The following is a 14330-nucleotide window of genomic DNA, read 5'->3' on the forward strand; positions in this document are numbered from 1 at the left end:
TATCAGTCTGGTCGCCCGCCTTCGTCGTTTTGCGCGTCAGGTTCGATCAGTATCCGTTCGGCGGCTCCATCGAGATCATCGTACTGGCCGCTGCGCAAGGCCCACAGAAAGCCGGACAAGCCGAGCGCCCCCAGGAACAGGGCTACGGGAATGAGGTAGACGAGCGTGGTCATGGATGGGCCGCGCTGACGACGTCGGTGTGGCGCCTTGCCGGAGCCGCTTCAGGTGCCGCATTCGCCGTCGACTGAAGCCGCATCGCATTTGCGATCACGATCAGCGAGGACGCGCTCATCGCGATCGCCGCGAGGAGCGGCGTCACATGTCCGAGGATGGCGATCGGCACCGCGACCGCGTTGTAGACGATCGCGATCGCGATGTTCTGGCGGATGAGCCGGCCTGCCTGGCGCGAGACATCCAGGGCAAGCGGCACCGCCAACAAGCTCTCGCGCAGGAAGACGAAGTCGGCGGCCTTGCGGCCGATGTCGGCCGCGGTCGCCGGAGCCATCGAGACATGCGCGGCCGCGAGCGCCGGCGTGTCGTTGAGACCATCGCCCACCATCAGCACCTTGTGACCGGCGCGGGTCAGCATCTCGATCCTCTCGACCTTTCCCGAGGGCAGCAAGGCCGGCACGAAATCCTCTATGCCCACAGCCCCCGCCGCCTCGCCGCAGGCTCTCGCGGTGTCGCCGGAGAGCATCTCGACCGCGATGCCCGCGTCCTTCAATCGTTCCACCGCCGCCTTCGCGTCGGCCCGCGTGACATCCTCGAAGGCGAAGCATGCAACGATCCTGCCGTTTTTCGCCAGAACTGTGCCGCCAATGCCATCGGAGGGTCCCTCACCACCTGTACGGGCCTTCCATCCGGCCCAGCCGCGCCGGCCAAGGCGCCAGGTGTCGCCACCTGCGGAGGCCTCGATGCCGAAGCCGGGCTCCTCCTGCACGCGGTCGAACTTGGTTCGGGCACGGGCGCCGCCATAGATCGCCAGCGCCTTTGAAAACGGATGCCGGGAATGGGCCGCCATATCGGCCGCGATCGCCAGCATGTCCGGCTCGATCGAAGCGGCGTTGACCAGCCGGGGCTGCCCCAGGGTGAGTGTTCCGGTCTTGTCGAGAACGGCCGCGTCGACCGCAGCGAGACGTTCCATGGCTGAACCGTCCTTGACCATGACGCCGGCCTCGAACAGGCGCCGGGCCGCTACCACCTGCACGATCGGAACCGCAAGGCCGAGCGCGCACGGGCAGGTGATGATGAGCACGGCGATGGCGATAGTCATGGCGCGGTGCCAGTCGCCGGACGCAGCCATCCAGCCGAGGAATGTAGCGAAGGCCGCCAGATGGACCACGGGCGCGTAGAGCGCCGATACCCTGTCGGCGATCCGCCTGTAGCGTGAGCGGCCTCCCTCGGCGGCTTCCATCAGCCGGACCATTTCCGCCAGGAAGGAATCCTTGGCGGCGGCGGTTGCCTGCATCGTCAGCGGGCCCGTCAGGTTCAGCGTGCCGGCCTGGACATGCGTGCCGGCGCTCACGGCCTTTGGCGCGCTCTCGCCGGAGACGATCGAGCAATCGAGATCGGAATTCCCGCCCACGATATCGCCGTCGACCGGTATCCGCTCTCCAGCCGCGATGAGAAGGCACATCCCCGGGGCGAGTTCGGTGACGGGCACGTATTCGCGTATCCCATCGTCCCGCAGCACGACGGAGCCTCGTGCGGCAAGCCGGGACAGGCCATTGACCGCGGTTCGCGCCCGTTCCCGCATCACGTGATCCAGCGTGCGTCCGATCAGCAGGAAGAAGAGCAGCGATACCGAGGCGTCGAAATAGGCATGCTCACCGTGGTTGATGGTCTCGTAAAGGCTCATCGCGTAGGCAAGCGAAACCCCCACCGCGATCGGCACATCCATGTTCATGCGGCCATGGCGCAACGCGTTCGCCGCGGAGCGAAAGAAGATTCCGCCGGCGAAGGCGAGCGCCGGAATGGCGATCAGAGCGGATAGCCAATGAAACAGATCGCGTGTCGCGCCTTCCGCGCCGGACCAGACCGATACCGAGAGCAGCATGATGTTGCCGGCCGCGAAGCCCGCCACGGCGACGGCGCGGATCAGCTCCGAAAGCGTCGTGTCCTTCTCATGGATTTCCGGGTCGAACAGGTGCGCCTGGTAGCCGAGCCGGCCAAGCACGGCGAAGAACGGCGGGACGTTGTCTCCGTGCCAGCGGATCGACACACGCTTCGTCGACAGGTTGACGCGGGCGGACGCAACGTTCTCCACCGTACCAAGCGCGGTCTCGATCGCCTGGATGCAAGCCCCGCAATGAACCGTCGGCACCGACAGGTCGGTCTGGTGAATGTCGCCGCCCAGCGAGCGGCTGGCCAGCCTTATCTCCTCGCTCGACGGCGACGCGGCCGCCTCGGCGGCGACCTCCAGCGCCATTTCCGCCCCTGGCGCGCAACAGCTCATTGCAGGGCTCCATTGGAGATCATGACGCGGCGAACATCGCGAAACGGTGACGTCAGCCCGGCATCCGCGTCGATCTCCACGATCCAGACGCCGTTCCTGGGCGTGTGCCGAACAGCAAACGCGTCCGTATCCCACGAAGCGCCGCCAGGCACCGCGGCAAGAGTCAGGGCTTCGTCCTCGGCGTCGTAGGCCGGGTGGCGGAACACGATCCTGACACCGCGCAGCGGCACCGGCTTGCCCAGCCTGTCGACAAGGCTGTAGCGGACCTCGCCGGAAGCGACCGTCAGCTTGCCTGTCCAGCCCAGCGCCGCCTGTGCCCTTCCTTTCCTCGCTTCCTCGTTGAACTGCTGGCTGGCGACATAGGTGTTCTCGACGACGAGGCCGGTCCAGCTCTTCTCGGCAAGCGTGGCCATGGTGACGTTGACCCCGATCACCACCGCGAAGAACGCGAGAATGGAGATCAGCATATGCTTGCCGGTGAACTCGCGCGGCTTCCGCATTTCGGCATTCATCTGCTGTTCTCCGGGGCATTGAAAGTGGCGGTGTATTCGGCGCTCTCGGAACTTGCTTCGTCGTTGATGCGGAATTCGAAGCTCTGGGCCGGCTTGCTGATCTGGTCGGCCGGTTGCCTGACGAAGATCCTCAGCGTCTTCAGACGGTCGGGTTCGACCGGAATGGAGAACGAGCGACTTGGGGGCTGGTCGATGCCGACGATGCTCATCTCGCCGCCCTCGAGGCCCTGCAGCGTGACCTCGATGGCTCTCGGCTCGGGTATCATGTTGAGCAGCTTGACCGTGTAGCCGTTCCGGATGGAGCCGTCCGAGAGCGTCACGAACTGCGGATTGCGATCGTGCAGGACATTCAGTTCCAGCCGTTCGCGCGTCAGCAGCGAATAGACGAGCACAAGGCCGATTGCCGACCATACGCCGAGATAGATATAGGTGCGCAGCCGGAAAATCTTGCGAAGGTGGAAATGCGCCAAACCGTCGGCGAAACTGCCGCTTGGCGTTCTTACCAGCGCCGGATTGACCGGGCCGGTGCCCCCGGATGTGGCCAGCGCCATGTTGGCGTTGTAATCGGCAAGCGTCGCATAGGAAATCAGCCCGCGTTCCCGGCCAAGCTTGTCCATGACGCCGTCGCAGGCGTCGATGCACAGCGCGCAGGTTATGCATTCCAACTGCTGGCCGTCGCGGATGTCGATGCCCATGGGACAGACGGCGACACAGGCGTTGCAGTCGACGCAATCGCCGACCGATTGTCCCGCGGCCGAGGCCTTCTTGGCGTGGCGCGAACGCGGCTCGCCGCGCCAGTCGTTATACGTCACCGTAAGCGAATTCTCGTCGAGCATGGCCGCCTGGATGCGCGGCCACGGGCACATATAGGTGCAGACCTGTTCGCGCATCAGTCCGCCGAACACGTAGGTGGTGCCGGTGAGCACCGCGATCGTGACATAGGCGACGGGCGCCGCCGTTCCGGTGACGACTTCGCCGATCAGCTTCGGCGCATCGGCGAAGTAGAAGATCCAGGCGCCGCCCGTGGCAACAGCGATGACGAGCCAGACAGCGTGCTTCGTTATGCGCAGAAAAAGCTTGCGCGCGGTCCATGGGGCGGCGTCCAGCTTCATGCGGGCATTGCGATCGCCTTCGATCGCCCGCTCCACGACAAGGAACAGGTCGACCCAGACGGTCTGCGGGCAGGTATAGCCGCACCAAGCCCGCCCGACCGTTGACGTGATCAGGAAAAGACCGACGCCCGCCATCATGAGAAGGCCGGCGATGTAGTAGAATTCCTGCGGCCAGATCTCGATGAAGAAGAAGTAGAACCGGCGGTTCGCCATATCGATGAGAACGGCTTGGTCGGGGGCGAAGGGGCCCCGATCCCAGCGCAGCCAGGGGGTCAGGTAATAGATACCGAGCGTGATCGCCATCACCACCCACTTGAACTGGCGGAAACGGCCGGAGGCCCGCTTCGGAAAGATCTTCTTGCGCGCCGCATAAAGCGGCTGTCGCGTCCTTGCGGAGTTGACCGCTTCGGCCTCAAGCCGTTCCACCTGCGACTGATCCAGCACTACGATCTCCAATCGCGGCGAAAAGGCGCCGCCTGTCTTTCATCAATTTCGCAATCGCTGGCAGGCGTCGCGTTGATGCAGGTCAAATCGAGCCGTCAAAAACAAGTCGAGGCCCGGCTGCGCCGGGCCTCGTCGCTTAACGGCTGAGGGCTGAGAATAGGCCCCGCTCCTATTCTCCGCCGCCAAGCGAATGGACATAGACAGCCAGTTCCTTGACCGTCGTCTCGCCGAGGCGACCGCCCCAGGCGGGCATCACTCCGTTCTTCGGGGCCCGCACCTGGGAAGCAATCGCGGCTTCGCCGGAACCGTGGAGCCAGATCGCATCCGTCAGATTGGGTGCTCCGAGATCCCGGTTGCCCTTCGCGTTCTCGCCATGGCAGGCGGCGCAATTGTCCGCGAAGACCTTTGCGCCGGGCTCGATCAGGCTTTTGTCCCGTACCGGCCCGGAAAGGCTGGCCACGAAAGCGCTGACCTGAGCGATCTGCTCGGGCTTGAGCACATCGGCAAAGGCAGTCATCTCCGACTGACGCGTGTCGGGGTCCGCGGCGAAGCGGATGCCGTGTGTGATCGTCTGCTGGATCTGCTCCGCCTTCCCGCCCCAAAGCCAGTCGTCATCGTTGAGGTTCGGAAAACCTGTGGACCCTTGCGCGCCCGAGCCGTGGCACTGCACGCAGTTCACCTTGAATGCCGCGCCGCCGGCCGCGACGGCGAATTCGCGCAACGTGTCGTCAGCCGCGATTTCCGAAACGGTCTTGGACTGTATCGCCGCGACATATTTGGCCTTGGCGGCTTCAGCCGCGGCCATTTCGTTCTTGACCTCATTGCGGCTGGAGAAGCCCAGAACGCCCTTGGTGGCGGAACTCAGCATCGGCCAGGCGGGATAGGCAATCGTATAGGCGAGCGCCCAGGCGATGGTGATGTAGAAGGTGATCACCCACCAGCGCGGCAGGGGGTTGTTGAGCTCCTTGATACCGTCCCAGTCATGGCCGGTCGTCGTGACGCCCGAGATTTCGTCGATATGCTCGCTGCTCATGATCAATCGTCCTGGAGAGGAATTTTGGCGGCGTGGTCGGCATGCTCCTTGCCGCCCGGACGCAGCGCGAAGGCAATGCAGCCGACAAAGAACAAAGCCATGGCGAGCAGGCCCCAGCTGTCGGCGAACTCCCGCATCAAGTTGTATTCCATCGGTCAGCTCTCCTCAGCGGTAACCAGCTGCTTCGTCGTAGTTCTTGAAATCGACCAGCGTGCCGAGCATCTGCAGATAGGCAACCAGGGCATCCATTTCGGTGACTTGCTGCGGATTGCCGTCGAAATCGCCGACCTTGGCCTTGGGGTAGCGCTTTTCCAGGCCGGACGTGTCGGCATTGGGATCGGCCTGCGCCAGCAGGTCGGCGTTCGCGTTGGCGATCATGTCGTCGGAATAGGGTACCCCGACGCGTCTGTTCGCTGTCAGATGCGTCGAGAAATCCTTCACCTCGATGGGCGTGTCCTTCAAGAACGCATAGTTCGGCATGATCGATTCCGGCACCACGGAACGCGGGTCGGTAAGATGCTGCACGTGCCACGCGTTCGAATAGCGATCGCCGACGCGCGCGAGGTCGGGGCCGGTTCGTTTTGATCCCCACTGGAACGGATGGTCGTACATCGACTCCGCCGCCAGGCTGTAATGCCCGTAGCGCTCCACCTCATCGCGGAACGGCCTGATCATCTGGCTGTGGCAGAGGTAGCATCCCTCGCGCACATAGATGTTGCGTCCGGCGAGCTCCAGCGGAGTGTAGGGGCGCATGCCGTCAACCTTCTCGATCGTGTTGTCGAGATAAAAGAGCGGCGCGATCTCGACGATACCGCCGACGGTCACGACCAGCAGGAATCCGATCAGGAGAAGCGTCGCGTTCTTCTCGATCAGAGCGTGTTTGTCTATCAGACCCATGTCTGGCTCCTATTCGGCAGGCTGGAGGGCGGGCGTGGAACCCGGCAAGGGCTGTTCTTCGCGCTGGTAGCCGCGGATGGTCATGGTGACATTCCAGGCCATGACCAGCATGCCGGCGAGATACATGGCGCCGCCCGCGGCGCGCATGAGGTAGTAGGGATGCATCGCGGCGACCGTCTCGGCGAAGGAGTAGACGAGGAAACCCTGCTCATCGTACTCGCGCCACATGAGCCCCTGCATGATGCCCGAGACCCACATGACCGCGGCGTAGACGACGATGCCGAGCGTCGCCAGCCAGAAGTGCCAGGTGACGAGCCGCATCGAATAGAGCCGCTCACGGTTCCAGAGCTTGGGGACCATGTAGTAGATTGCGCCGAAGGTGATCATGCCGACCCAGCCCAGCGCGCCCGAATGGACGTGGCCGATTGTCCAGTCCGTATAGTGCGAGAGCGAATTGACCGTCTTGATCGACATCATCGGTCCTTCGAAGGTCGACATGCCGTAGAAGGCGATAGCCGCCACCATCATGCGGATGATCGGATCGGTGCGGATCTTGTCCCAGGCGCCGGAAAGCGTCATCAGGCCGTTGATCATGCCGCCCCATGAAGGCATCCACAGCATGATCGAGAACACCATGCCGAGCGTCTGCGCCCAGTCGGGCAGGGCGGTGTAGTGGAGGTGATGCGGCCCGGCCCAGATGTAGAGGAAGATCAGCGCCCAGAAGTGGATGATCGACAGCCGGTAGGAATAGACCGGGCGGTTCGCCTGCTTGGGCACGAAGTAATACATCATGCCGAGGAAGCCTGCCGTGAGGAAGAAGCCCACGGCATTGTGCCCGTACCACCACTGCGTCAGCGCGTCCTGGACGCCCGAGAAAGCCGAGTAGCTCTTCGAGCCGAGGAACGAGGCCGGCATCGACAGGTTGTTGACCACATGCAGCATCGCGATGGTTATGATGAAGGACAGGTAGAACCAGTTGGCGACGTAGATATGCGGTTCCTTGCGCTTCAGGATGGTGCCGAGGAACAGGATCAGGTAGGCGACCCAGACGATCGTCAGCCAGATGTCGACGTACCATTCCGGCTCGGCATATTCCCGGCTTTCGGTGATACCGAGCAGATAGCCGGTCGCGGCCATGACGATGAAAAGCTGGTAGCCCCAGAAGACGAACCAGGCGAGATTGCCGCCAAACAGTCGGGCCCGGCAGGTGCGCTGGACAACGTAAAGCGACGTGCAGAGCAGCGCGTTGCCCCCGAAGGCGAAGACGACACCCGAGGTGTGCACCGGACGCAGACGGCCGAAATTGAACCAAGGCTGGATGTTGAGTTGAGGATATGCAAGTTGCAGCGCGATGATCAGGCCGACCAGCATGCCGACGACGCCCCAGAACACCGTTGCGATGGCTCCGTAGCGGATTGGGCCATCCATGTAAGCGGAGGGGTCGATCGGCGCCGCGGGCTTGAGATCCGTGTTGCGCAGTAGGACTGCGGTGAAGCCAGCCACGGCGAAGAACAAAACCCACATGTGCTGGCGAAAAGGTTCGTCCACGCCCAAACCGGCGGCTACGAGGGCGCCAAAGGCAAATAGGCTTAGAAGGACGATCTCCGTGCCAAATTTCATCGCAAGTCCCCGATCTCGTCTCGAAAGTTCCAGCGGAAACGTCCGCTCTCGGCACCTTTTCGAGATTTCCCGTTTCCGGGCTTTGATCCAGGTCAAACGCGAAACGCTTTTGTTTTGGAGAAGGCCGGCCGCCAAAAACCCGGCTCCAGCAGCGCCGACTGGAGAACGATGCCGAAAGGCGTGAGGCGGTTTGGGACGACGTTCTGCTCGAGCCGGGCGACGCTTGCAAAGGATGCGGCCGCCTTTCAGTCGCCGCAGCGTTCCTCCAGCTGAGCCATGCTTGCAAGGCTGATATGCCGCTTGTTTACAATATGGATTGCGCCATCCGATCGCAGCCTGGAGAATTCCCGGCTCACCGTCTCGATGGTCAGCCCGAGAAAATCGGCGATATCGGCGCGTGTCAGCGGCAGGTCGAAGCTTCGCGGGTTTGCTGGATGATGAGCGGGCCCCATGTTTCTGGCGACCATGAGAAGGAAACTTGCGACCTTCTCGGACGCGGTCTTGCGCCCAAGCGCCGCCATCCAGTCGCGTGCCTCGTCAAGCTCGCTCAGCGCGTGTTTCAGAAGCAGGCGTCCGAGCTCCGGCGCCTCGCCGGTCATTCGATCGACGATCGCCCTTGGAAACGAGCACAATCTGACATTCGTCAGGGCTTCGGCTCTGATCTGCCTTTTTGCCTCGTACGGCCTGCCCAGGAAGTCGGGCGCGAAGTGGAACCCGACAATCTGCTGACGGCCGTCCGGAAGGTTTCTCGTGAGCTTGACCACGCCGGACAACAGGTTCGAATAGGTTCCGCCGTCGGGCAGTTCCGTTCCCGCCGCAATCTCGTGCCTGGACGAGGCCTTGGCCAATTCGGCAAGTTGGCGGGAGTTGAGCGCGCCGCATAGGTTGCCCTGCCGCGCTTCGCAGGATTTGCAAATTGCGGGAACCTCGACTTGCTGAGCATCCTGTCCTGCGGCCATGCCATGCCCGTTATCAAATGGGTCGGCAATCTGCGCCGGCTGCGGTGTGAGCCGCCTTGATCAAGATCAAGGTTTTGCCGGCGTCGTTCAGGCACTTTGGCAGCCATGACCGCTCTCGCCGCCACCATCCATCCCCCGCGCCCCGCTTCGACCGTGGGGCTTGGCGACAATGTGCCGCGTTACACGAGCTATCCGACAGCGCCGCATTTTCATCCTGGCGTCGATGCGGTGACGGTTCGCGGGTGGATGGATGCGCTCGAAGGCGACGACGAGATATCGCTGTATCTCCATATCCCCTATTGCGACCGGTTGTGCTGGTTCTGCGCGTGCCATACCAAGCAGACACGTCACTATGAGCCCGTGGCAACCTTTCTGCGCTCACTCCACAAGGAGATCGAAACGGTCGGCGGCCTATTGAATGGGCGTGGCAGGGTGCGCGCCGTCCATTTCGGTGGCGGTTCCCCGACGATGCTGAAGCCCAACGACATACTGATGCTTGGACAGGTGTTGCGGGATCGGTTCAATTTCCTCGACGATGCGAGCCTCAGCGTCGAGATCGACCCGAACGACATGGATGAGGGGCGGCTCGATGCCTTCGCCGCGATCGGCATGACGCGGGCAAGCCTCGGTGTCCAGGATTTCGATCCCAAGGTGCAGAAGGCGATCAATCGTGAGCAAAGCTTCGCGCTGACCAAGAGCATTGTCGATGCGGTGCGGGCGCGGGGCGTTACTTCCGTCAACCTGGATCTGCTCTACGGCCTGCCCCACCAGACCAGCGAAAGCGTCGCGGCGACCGTCACACAGGCATTGACGTTGACGCCGGACAGGCTTGCCCTTTTCGGTTACGCGCATGTGCCATGGTTCAAGAAACATCAGACGATGATCGATGAAGCCTGGCTGCCCGACTCCGCCGCGCGTCTCGCGCAGTCGCAGCTTGCCGCGCAACTGATTGTCGATGCCGGCTATGAAGCGCTGGGCTTGGACCATTTCGCCAAGCCGCAGGACTCGCTGGCGGTTGCCGCCCGTGCCGGCAAGATCCGCCGCAACTTCCAGGGCTACACCGAGGACCAGTGCGAAACCCTGATCGGGCTCGGCCCCTCGTCGATAAGCCGGTACCGCGAGGGCCATGCACAAAACATCGTTGCGACGGGCGAATTCCAGAAGGCCGTGAATTCAGGAGAGCTGGCGATAGCACGCGGCATCGAATTCAGCGTCGAGGATCAGGCGCGCGGCTGGGTCATCGAGCGCCTGATGTGCAGCTTCGCCTTTTCAGCGGTAGAGCTTGTCGAACGCTTCGGAAATGTCGGCCAGAGGCTGCTTTGCGAAGCGAGCCGGCTGGCCATCAGCGAAGCAGGCCAGCTTCTGCGGTTGGAAGGCGAGAATTTCGTCGTGCCGGCCCCGAGCCGCCCGCTTGTCCGGGCGGTAGCGGCAAAATTCGACAAATATCTCAGCAATGGTACCGGCAGGCATTCGGTAGCGGTTTGAGACGGCCTTGGGCAGGTCAAAAATGCTCGCCCACCCTGAACGGGCCGACACGGGTACCAGCCGCGATCAGATAGGCGGTCGACCAGCCTATCAGCAGAAAGCCGTTGATGCCTTCCAGGGCCGCCAGCACGCGCCAGTCATGGGCCGGCACCACGTCTCCATAACCGACCGTCGAAAAGGTGATGGTCGAAAAGTAAAGCGCGGTCTCGAAATCGTTGAAGATTCCGAGCAGCCGGTAGATCCCGCCCCATAGCCAGACCTCCGCCGTCATGACCGCGAAGAGTCCCATGACCACGCTGATCATGGCCAGGATCCGGCTGCGCCGCCCGTGCATGCGAAACAGCGCCCCAAGGCGTGCCGTCACGTGAGTGATCGCGATAAGGCCGAAAGTATGGATCACGACCGTCAGGCTTATGACGATCGTTCCGATGCAAAGATTGAGGATCATCGGGTGAAATTAGGGGCTCCGATGGGCATAGTCCATGCGTAGAATCAAAGCGCATATGCCGTAAATTCAACCGCGCCTGCGGGAATCTATTCGCCGGCCGCGTTAGAGTCGGGCTGAATCATCGGACTCCGGGGGCTGGACCGAGGCGAAAGAACATGGCGAGCTTCAGGCTCGTTGCTATCCTTTCCGCCCGCTCGACAAACACCGCCGCGACCTCGGGGGTGAAGAGCTCGGACGCCGTCTCGCCGAAAAGAGCCAGCCAGATCCCGAAGTCTGCTTCGGTCACATCCTTGAGCCTCAGATGAGCCGGCACCGGTCGGCCATGATAGTCGCCGCTTTTCAATATGACGGAGCACCAGAAGTCCGTCATCTTCTCCAGGTGAGGCTCCCAGTCACCAACGATCTCCCGGGCAAAGATAGGCCCAAGCCTCTCATCCTTTCTCACCCTTGAATAGAACTCGCGAACCAGTAGTCCTATCGAGGCCCGGTCCACGCCGGGGAGTACCAAAGGCTGTTCAGCGACAGGGCGCACTCGGTCGAGCAGTACCGGTTTCGAAGTCATCCAAGTTCCTTAGTCGAGCGGTCAGGTGAGGCCCAGTCGGCGAAGCGCGGCCTGCAGGAATCCAGCGTGATCATGGACAAGCCGGAAACCCAGATTGTCGGGCGGCGTTCCGACCGCGCAACCGCCGCTTTTGCCATCACGGATGAAGTTCGACATGTAGGTGCGGTGGAAGCCCTCCACAACATGCACGCCGCAATTGCTGATCGAACTGGCAACGGCACCGTCCGACATCGTCGCATGCACATAGCAGGTCGATGTCCATTCCCAAACATTGCCGGCTACATCCGCAACGCCCTTTGAATTGGCTCCAAATGCTCCAAGAGGCCGGGGTTCAGGTTCCGGTTTGCGGGCGAGCGCCGCCTCGTTGCGATATTGGGTGAGCCATCGCCGCGCCGGGTCAGACGGATCGCCGGCGCCCCCTTCGATATCGGCCCGAAATCGCTCGCCCGCGGCATAGGCCCATTCCACGTCGGTCGGCAGCCGCCACGCTTCACCTGTCTTCTCGGACACCCAGTTCGCATAGGCCTGTGCATCAATGAAGCTGACGCCCGTCGCCGGAACGTTGCCGGCAAGGCGCGAGTCGGCGGGTTTGCAGGCGCCGTCCAGCACGCAACGGTCATAGTCTGATGCGGTCACCTGGAACTTCATGATCTCCAAGGGGGTTTCGACGGTTTCCTTCGCTACCGGCGCCGGCACGGGATGGTTGTTCCTGAGGAATTCGCCCGGCTGCGGGTGGTCGAAGGAGCCGGGCGCCAAAGTAACCATTTCGGTCAACACGCCTGGACCCCGCGGTTGCGGGGACATGCCGTCGATCGCGTGGCTGACGCCCAGCCCGATGAGGGCGGCAGCCGCGGCGGTTCCAAATGCGACGACGGGATCAAAGGGCATATCCAAACTCCGCCTACCGGTGCAATCCGCCGGCGCTGCCGGCGCATTGGGGGGCGATCGGCCTTTCTTCCTATGAGGCGATCGCCTTGGGCGCTTCGACCTGCGTCATCAGATCGTCGTCCCAGCTTCCATCGACCGTGAAGTGCGCCGTGGCACCGAGCTCGACCGCCTCGATCAGATTGTGGTTGACGTAGGCGTAGACCCCGGGCTGCCGGAAGGTGTAGAGCGCCGCGCCCGCCGAACCGCCACGAATGAACCAGGTTTCCATGTCCTTGGCTGGCGGGTTCGCGAACTTGCCGGCTTCCCACACAAAGTCGCCGTGGCCGCCGATCAGGTGCGGACGGGTGTCGCGATTGGCCTGGGAATGGACGATCAGCACCGTTTCCCCGACCTTGGCCTTCATGGCGTTCTCGCCGGTCAGCGATCCGGCCCTGCCGTTGAAGACGACATGCGTCGGGATCAGGCCGCGCATCACCTTCACGGTGTCGTCGTAGTTGTCGCCGGCCGAGTCGTACTTCTTGAATTTGCCCTGCTCGTCACGCGGGATGTAGAAGTCGTTCTCGCCGATATAGTAGATGCGGTCGTAACGGACAGGCTTGCCCTTTTCGTCCTTCAGGCCGTCGCGCGGCAGCACCATCACCGCCCCGCTCATTCCCGATACGACATGCCATGGGATCATCGCCCCGCCGGGCGCGCAATGGTAGACGAATGTGCCGGGTCGGGTCGCCTTGAAGCGCAGCGTCACCTGCTCTCCGGGATTGATCAGCGTCAGCGCGCCGCCACCTAGCCCGCCGGTCGCGGCGTGGAAGTCGATGTTGTGGGCGAGCGTATTGGTATCGGGGTTGATCAGCGTAAGCTCGAGATAGTCGCCCTCATGCACGACCATGAGCGGGCCGGGAATGGAGCCGTTATAGGTCATGGCGTTGAGCTGCGTGCCGTCGGCGTCGATGACCGTCGGCTTCTCCTCGATCTTCATGGTGAACTCGACAACCTTGGGGCCGCCCTTGGCCACCTGGTCGTGCGCGTGCACGAAAGGCGGTGCCACAAGGGTCACTTTCTCGCGCGGCAGTCCGGCCACGTCGTTGACGGCCGCCATTGCCGGCATCGAGCCGACAGTGGCAACAGCGGCGGCGGTGAGAACAGAGCCAAGCAAAGCTTCCCGTCTCGTAAGCATTTTGTCATCTCCTCGACTTCAACATTTTCGATGGAGCCAGGATAGTGATTTGGCGCGGCGCGTCTTTGCGTTTGCGCAAATCTGGAACAAGCGAAGTTTTGACTTGATATCTTCGTCGAAGATTGCCGTTGCAATGACGTTTCCTGGCGGGGAGCCAAACGGCAAAATGAAAACGGCCGGGTCGGACCTCTCTTCAGGTCCCGCCCGGCCAGTCCCCTCCGGCTCGCCATTGCCGGAAGCAGGTCTCTTAGGTTGTCGGATCAGTTCTTGGTCGCTTCGGTGAACAGTCCGGCAAAGACAGTCTTTGCCTTGCCGATCTGCTTGACGGCTTCCGCCGCTTCCAGGTTGACCGGCTTTCCGACGACGATCAACGCCACCATCCCCATGCCATAGTGGGGAGCGCACTTCACGCCGTAGACACCTTCCTTGGTGAGGGTGACTGTGATCTCCTCGCTCGGCTTGCCCTTGAACGGCTCGGCGCCGTCAGGGAGCATTCCATTGATGATCTCGGCATTGTGGGTCTTGTCAGTCGGCACGAACTTGATCGTGTCCCCTGGCGCGGCCCGGACGAAGTCCGGCTGGAATACCATCGAACCCTTCTCACCCTTGTTCAGCATCTGGATGATATGTTCCTCGGCGTTTGCGGCGCCGGTGATTGAGAGCAACGCGATTGCTGCGGCAATGAGGGGCAGTTTCATCGGAGAATTCCTTTCTTGTTTCACTACGGCGTCAACCGTTGCG

Annotated in this window: 15 protein-coding genes; 1 reads left to right on the forward strand and 14 read right to left on the reverse strand. The window is 62.5% G+C overall.

What is annotated here, in order from left to right:
- Positions 1 to 2 precede the first annotated feature (2 nt).
- From ccoS to ACR64R_RS27315, 9 genes are all read right to left on the reverse strand, one after another.
- Entirely contained in the window at positions 3 to 173 is a 171-nt protein-coding gene (gene ccoS / locus ACR64R_RS27275; protein WP_487359327.1) for a cbb3-type cytochrome oxidase assembly protein CcoS, read from the reverse strand.
- The gene (locus ACR64R_RS27280) at positions 170 to 2455 is read right to left on the reverse strand and encodes a cation-translocating P-type ATPase (RefSeq protein ID WP_487359328.1); all 2286 of its coding nucleotides are present in this window, start codon (positions 2453 to 2455) and stop codon (positions 170 to 172) included. The genes ccoS and ACR64R_RS27280 overlap by 4 nt, the downstream gene beginning before the upstream one ends.
- Positions 2452 to 2967, reverse strand: a complete 516-nt coding sequence (locus tag ACR64R_RS27285; RefSeq protein ID WP_487359329.1) for a FixH family protein — start codon at positions 2965 to 2967, stop codon at positions 2452 to 2454. Before ACR64R_RS27285 ends, ACR64R_RS27280 begins: the two co-directional genes overlap by 4 nt.
- A complete protein-coding gene (gene ccoG / locus ACR64R_RS27290) occupies positions 2964 to 4523 on the reverse strand; it encodes a cytochrome c oxidase accessory protein CcoG (RefSeq protein WP_487359330.1) in 1560 nt (519 codons plus the stop codon). Before ccoG ends, ACR64R_RS27285 begins: the two co-directional genes overlap by 4 nt.
- Positions 4524 to 4692: 169 nt before the next feature.
- Positions 4693 to 5556, reverse strand: a complete 864-nt coding sequence (gene ccoP / locus ACR64R_RS27295) for a cytochrome-c oxidase, cbb3-type subunit III (RefSeq protein ID WP_487359331.1) — start codon at positions 5554 to 5556, stop codon at positions 4693 to 4695.
- A 2-nt stretch (positions 5557 to 5558) separates the two neighbouring features.
- On the reverse strand, positions 5559 to 5708 hold the full coding sequence (locus ACR64R_RS27300) for a cbb3-type cytochrome c oxidase subunit 3 (RefSeq protein WP_487359332.1): 150 nt from the start codon (positions 5706 to 5708) through the stop codon (positions 5559 to 5561).
- Positions 5709 to 5721: 13 nt separating this feature from the next.
- Positions 5722 to 6453, reverse strand: coding sequence for a cytochrome-c oxidase, cbb3-type subunit II (ccoO, locus tag ACR64R_RS27305; RefSeq protein WP_487359333.1), 732 nt, complete (start codon positions 6451 to 6453; stop codon positions 5722 to 5724).
- Positions 6454 to 6462: 9 nt separating this feature from the next.
- Entirely contained in the window at positions 6463 to 8073 is a 1611-nt protein-coding gene (gene ccoN / locus ACR64R_RS27310) for a cytochrome-c oxidase, cbb3-type subunit I (RefSeq protein ID WP_487359334.1), read from the reverse strand.
- 245 nt (positions 8074 to 8318) lie between these two features.
- Positions 8319 to 9032 carry a Crp/Fnr family transcriptional regulator gene (locus ACR64R_RS27315; RefSeq protein WP_487359335.1) on the reverse strand — a complete coding sequence of 238 codons (714 nt, stop codon included), beginning with the start codon at positions 9030 to 9032 and terminating at the stop codon, positions 8319 to 8321.
- Between the two features lie 105 nt (positions 9033 to 9137).
- On the opposite strand from ACR64R_RS27315, the gene hemN reads away from it, so the two are divergent.
- A complete protein-coding gene (gene hemN / locus ACR64R_RS27320; RefSeq protein WP_487359336.1) occupies positions 9138 to 10517 on the forward strand; it encodes an oxygen-independent coproporphyrinogen III oxidase in 1380 nt (459 codons plus the stop codon).
- Between the two features lie 16 nt (positions 10518 to 10533).
- On the opposite strand, the gene ACR64R_RS27325 is transcribed toward hemN, so the two are convergent.
- The 5 genes from ACR64R_RS27325 to ACR64R_RS27345 form a co-directional block, all read right to left on the reverse strand.
- Positions 10534 to 10965 (reverse strand): potassium channel family protein, encoded by a 432-nt coding sequence (locus ACR64R_RS27325; RefSeq protein WP_487359337.1) that lies wholly within the window; start codon positions 10963 to 10965, stop codon positions 10534 to 10536.
- 118 nt (positions 10966 to 11083) lie between these two features.
- Complete coding sequence (locus tag ACR64R_RS27330) at positions 11084 to 11527, reverse strand: group III truncated hemoglobin (RefSeq protein ID WP_487359338.1); 444 nt, start codon at positions 11525 to 11527, stop codon at positions 11084 to 11086.
- 21 nt (positions 11528 to 11548) lie between these two features.
- On the reverse strand, positions 11549 to 12415 hold the full coding sequence (locus tag ACR64R_RS27335; protein WP_487359339.1) for an SUMF1/EgtB/PvdO family nonheme iron enzyme: 867 nt from the start codon (positions 12413 to 12415) through the stop codon (positions 11549 to 11551).
- A gap of 70 nt (positions 12416 to 12485) precedes the next feature.
- Positions 12486 to 13589, reverse strand: a complete 1104-nt coding sequence (gene nirK, locus ACR64R_RS27340; RefSeq protein WP_487359340.1) for a copper-containing nitrite reductase — start codon at positions 13587 to 13589, stop codon at positions 12486 to 12488.
- Positions 13590 to 13849: 260 nt separating this feature from the next.
- The gene (locus tag ACR64R_RS27345; RefSeq protein WP_487359341.1) at positions 13850 to 14287 is read right to left on the reverse strand and encodes a pseudoazurin; all 438 of its coding nucleotides are present in this window, start codon (positions 14285 to 14287) and stop codon (positions 13850 to 13852) included.
- Positions 14288 to 14330 lie beyond the last annotated feature (43 nt).

It is taken from the genome of Mesorhizobium sp. MC2-1-1, assembly GCF_057597255.1.

What these genes read in the sequence shown, in the direction of transcription:
- ccoS (WP_487359327.1), bottom strand. Translation starts at nt 173, where the DNA reads ATGACCACGCTCGTCTACCTCATTCCCGTAGCCCTGTTCCTGGGGGCG.
- ACR64R_RS27280 (WP_487359328.1), bottom strand. Translation starts at nt 2,455, where the DNA reads ATGAGCTGTTGCGCGCCAGGGGCGGAAATGGCGCTGGAGGTCGCCGCC.
- ACR64R_RS27285 (WP_487359329.1), bottom strand. Translation starts at nt 2,967, where the DNA reads ATGAATGCCGAAATGCGGAAGCCGCGCGAGTTCACCGGCAAGCATATG.
- ccoP (WP_487359331.1), bottom strand. Translation starts at nt 5,556, where the DNA reads ATGAGCAGCGAGCATATCGACGAAATCTCGGGCGTCACGACGACCGGC.
- ACR64R_RS27300 (WP_487359332.1), bottom strand. Translation starts at nt 5,708, where the DNA reads ATGGAATACAACTTGATGCGGGAGTTCGCCGACAGCTGGGGCCTGCTC.
- ccoO (WP_487359333.1), bottom strand. Translation starts at nt 6,453, where the DNA reads ATGGGTCTGATAGACAAACACGCTCTGATCGAGAAGAACGCGACGCTT.
- ccoN (WP_487359334.1), bottom strand. Translation starts at nt 8,073, where the DNA reads ATGAAATTTGGCACGGAGATCGTCCTTCTAAGCCTATTTGCCTTTGGC.
- ACR64R_RS27315 (WP_487359335.1), bottom strand. Translation starts at nt 9,032, where the DNA reads ATGGCCGCAGGACAGGATGCTCAGCAAGTCGAGGTTCCCGCAATTTGC.
- hemN (WP_487359336.1), top strand. Translation starts at nt 9,138, where the DNA reads ATGACCGCTCTCGCCGCCACCATCCATCCCCCGCGCCCCGCTTCGACC.
- ACR64R_RS27325 (WP_487359337.1), bottom strand. Translation starts at nt 10,965, where the DNA reads ATGATCCTCAATCTTTGCATCGGAACGATCGTCATAAGCCTGACGGTC.
- ACR64R_RS27330 (WP_487359338.1), bottom strand. Translation starts at nt 11,527, where the DNA reads ATGACTTCGAAACCGGTACTGCTCGACCGAGTGCGCCCTGTCGCTGAA.
- ACR64R_RS27335 (WP_487359339.1), bottom strand. Translation starts at nt 12,415, where the DNA reads ATGCCCTTTGATCCCGTCGTCGCATTTGGAACCGCCGCGGCTGCCGCC.
- nirK (WP_487359340.1), bottom strand. Translation starts at nt 13,589, where the DNA reads ATGCTTACGAGACGGGAAGCTTTGCTTGGCTCTGTTCTCACCGCCGCC.
- ACR64R_RS27345 (WP_487359341.1), bottom strand. Translation starts at nt 14,287, where the DNA reads ATGAAACTGCCCCTCATTGCCGCAGCAATCGCGTTGCTCTCAATCACC.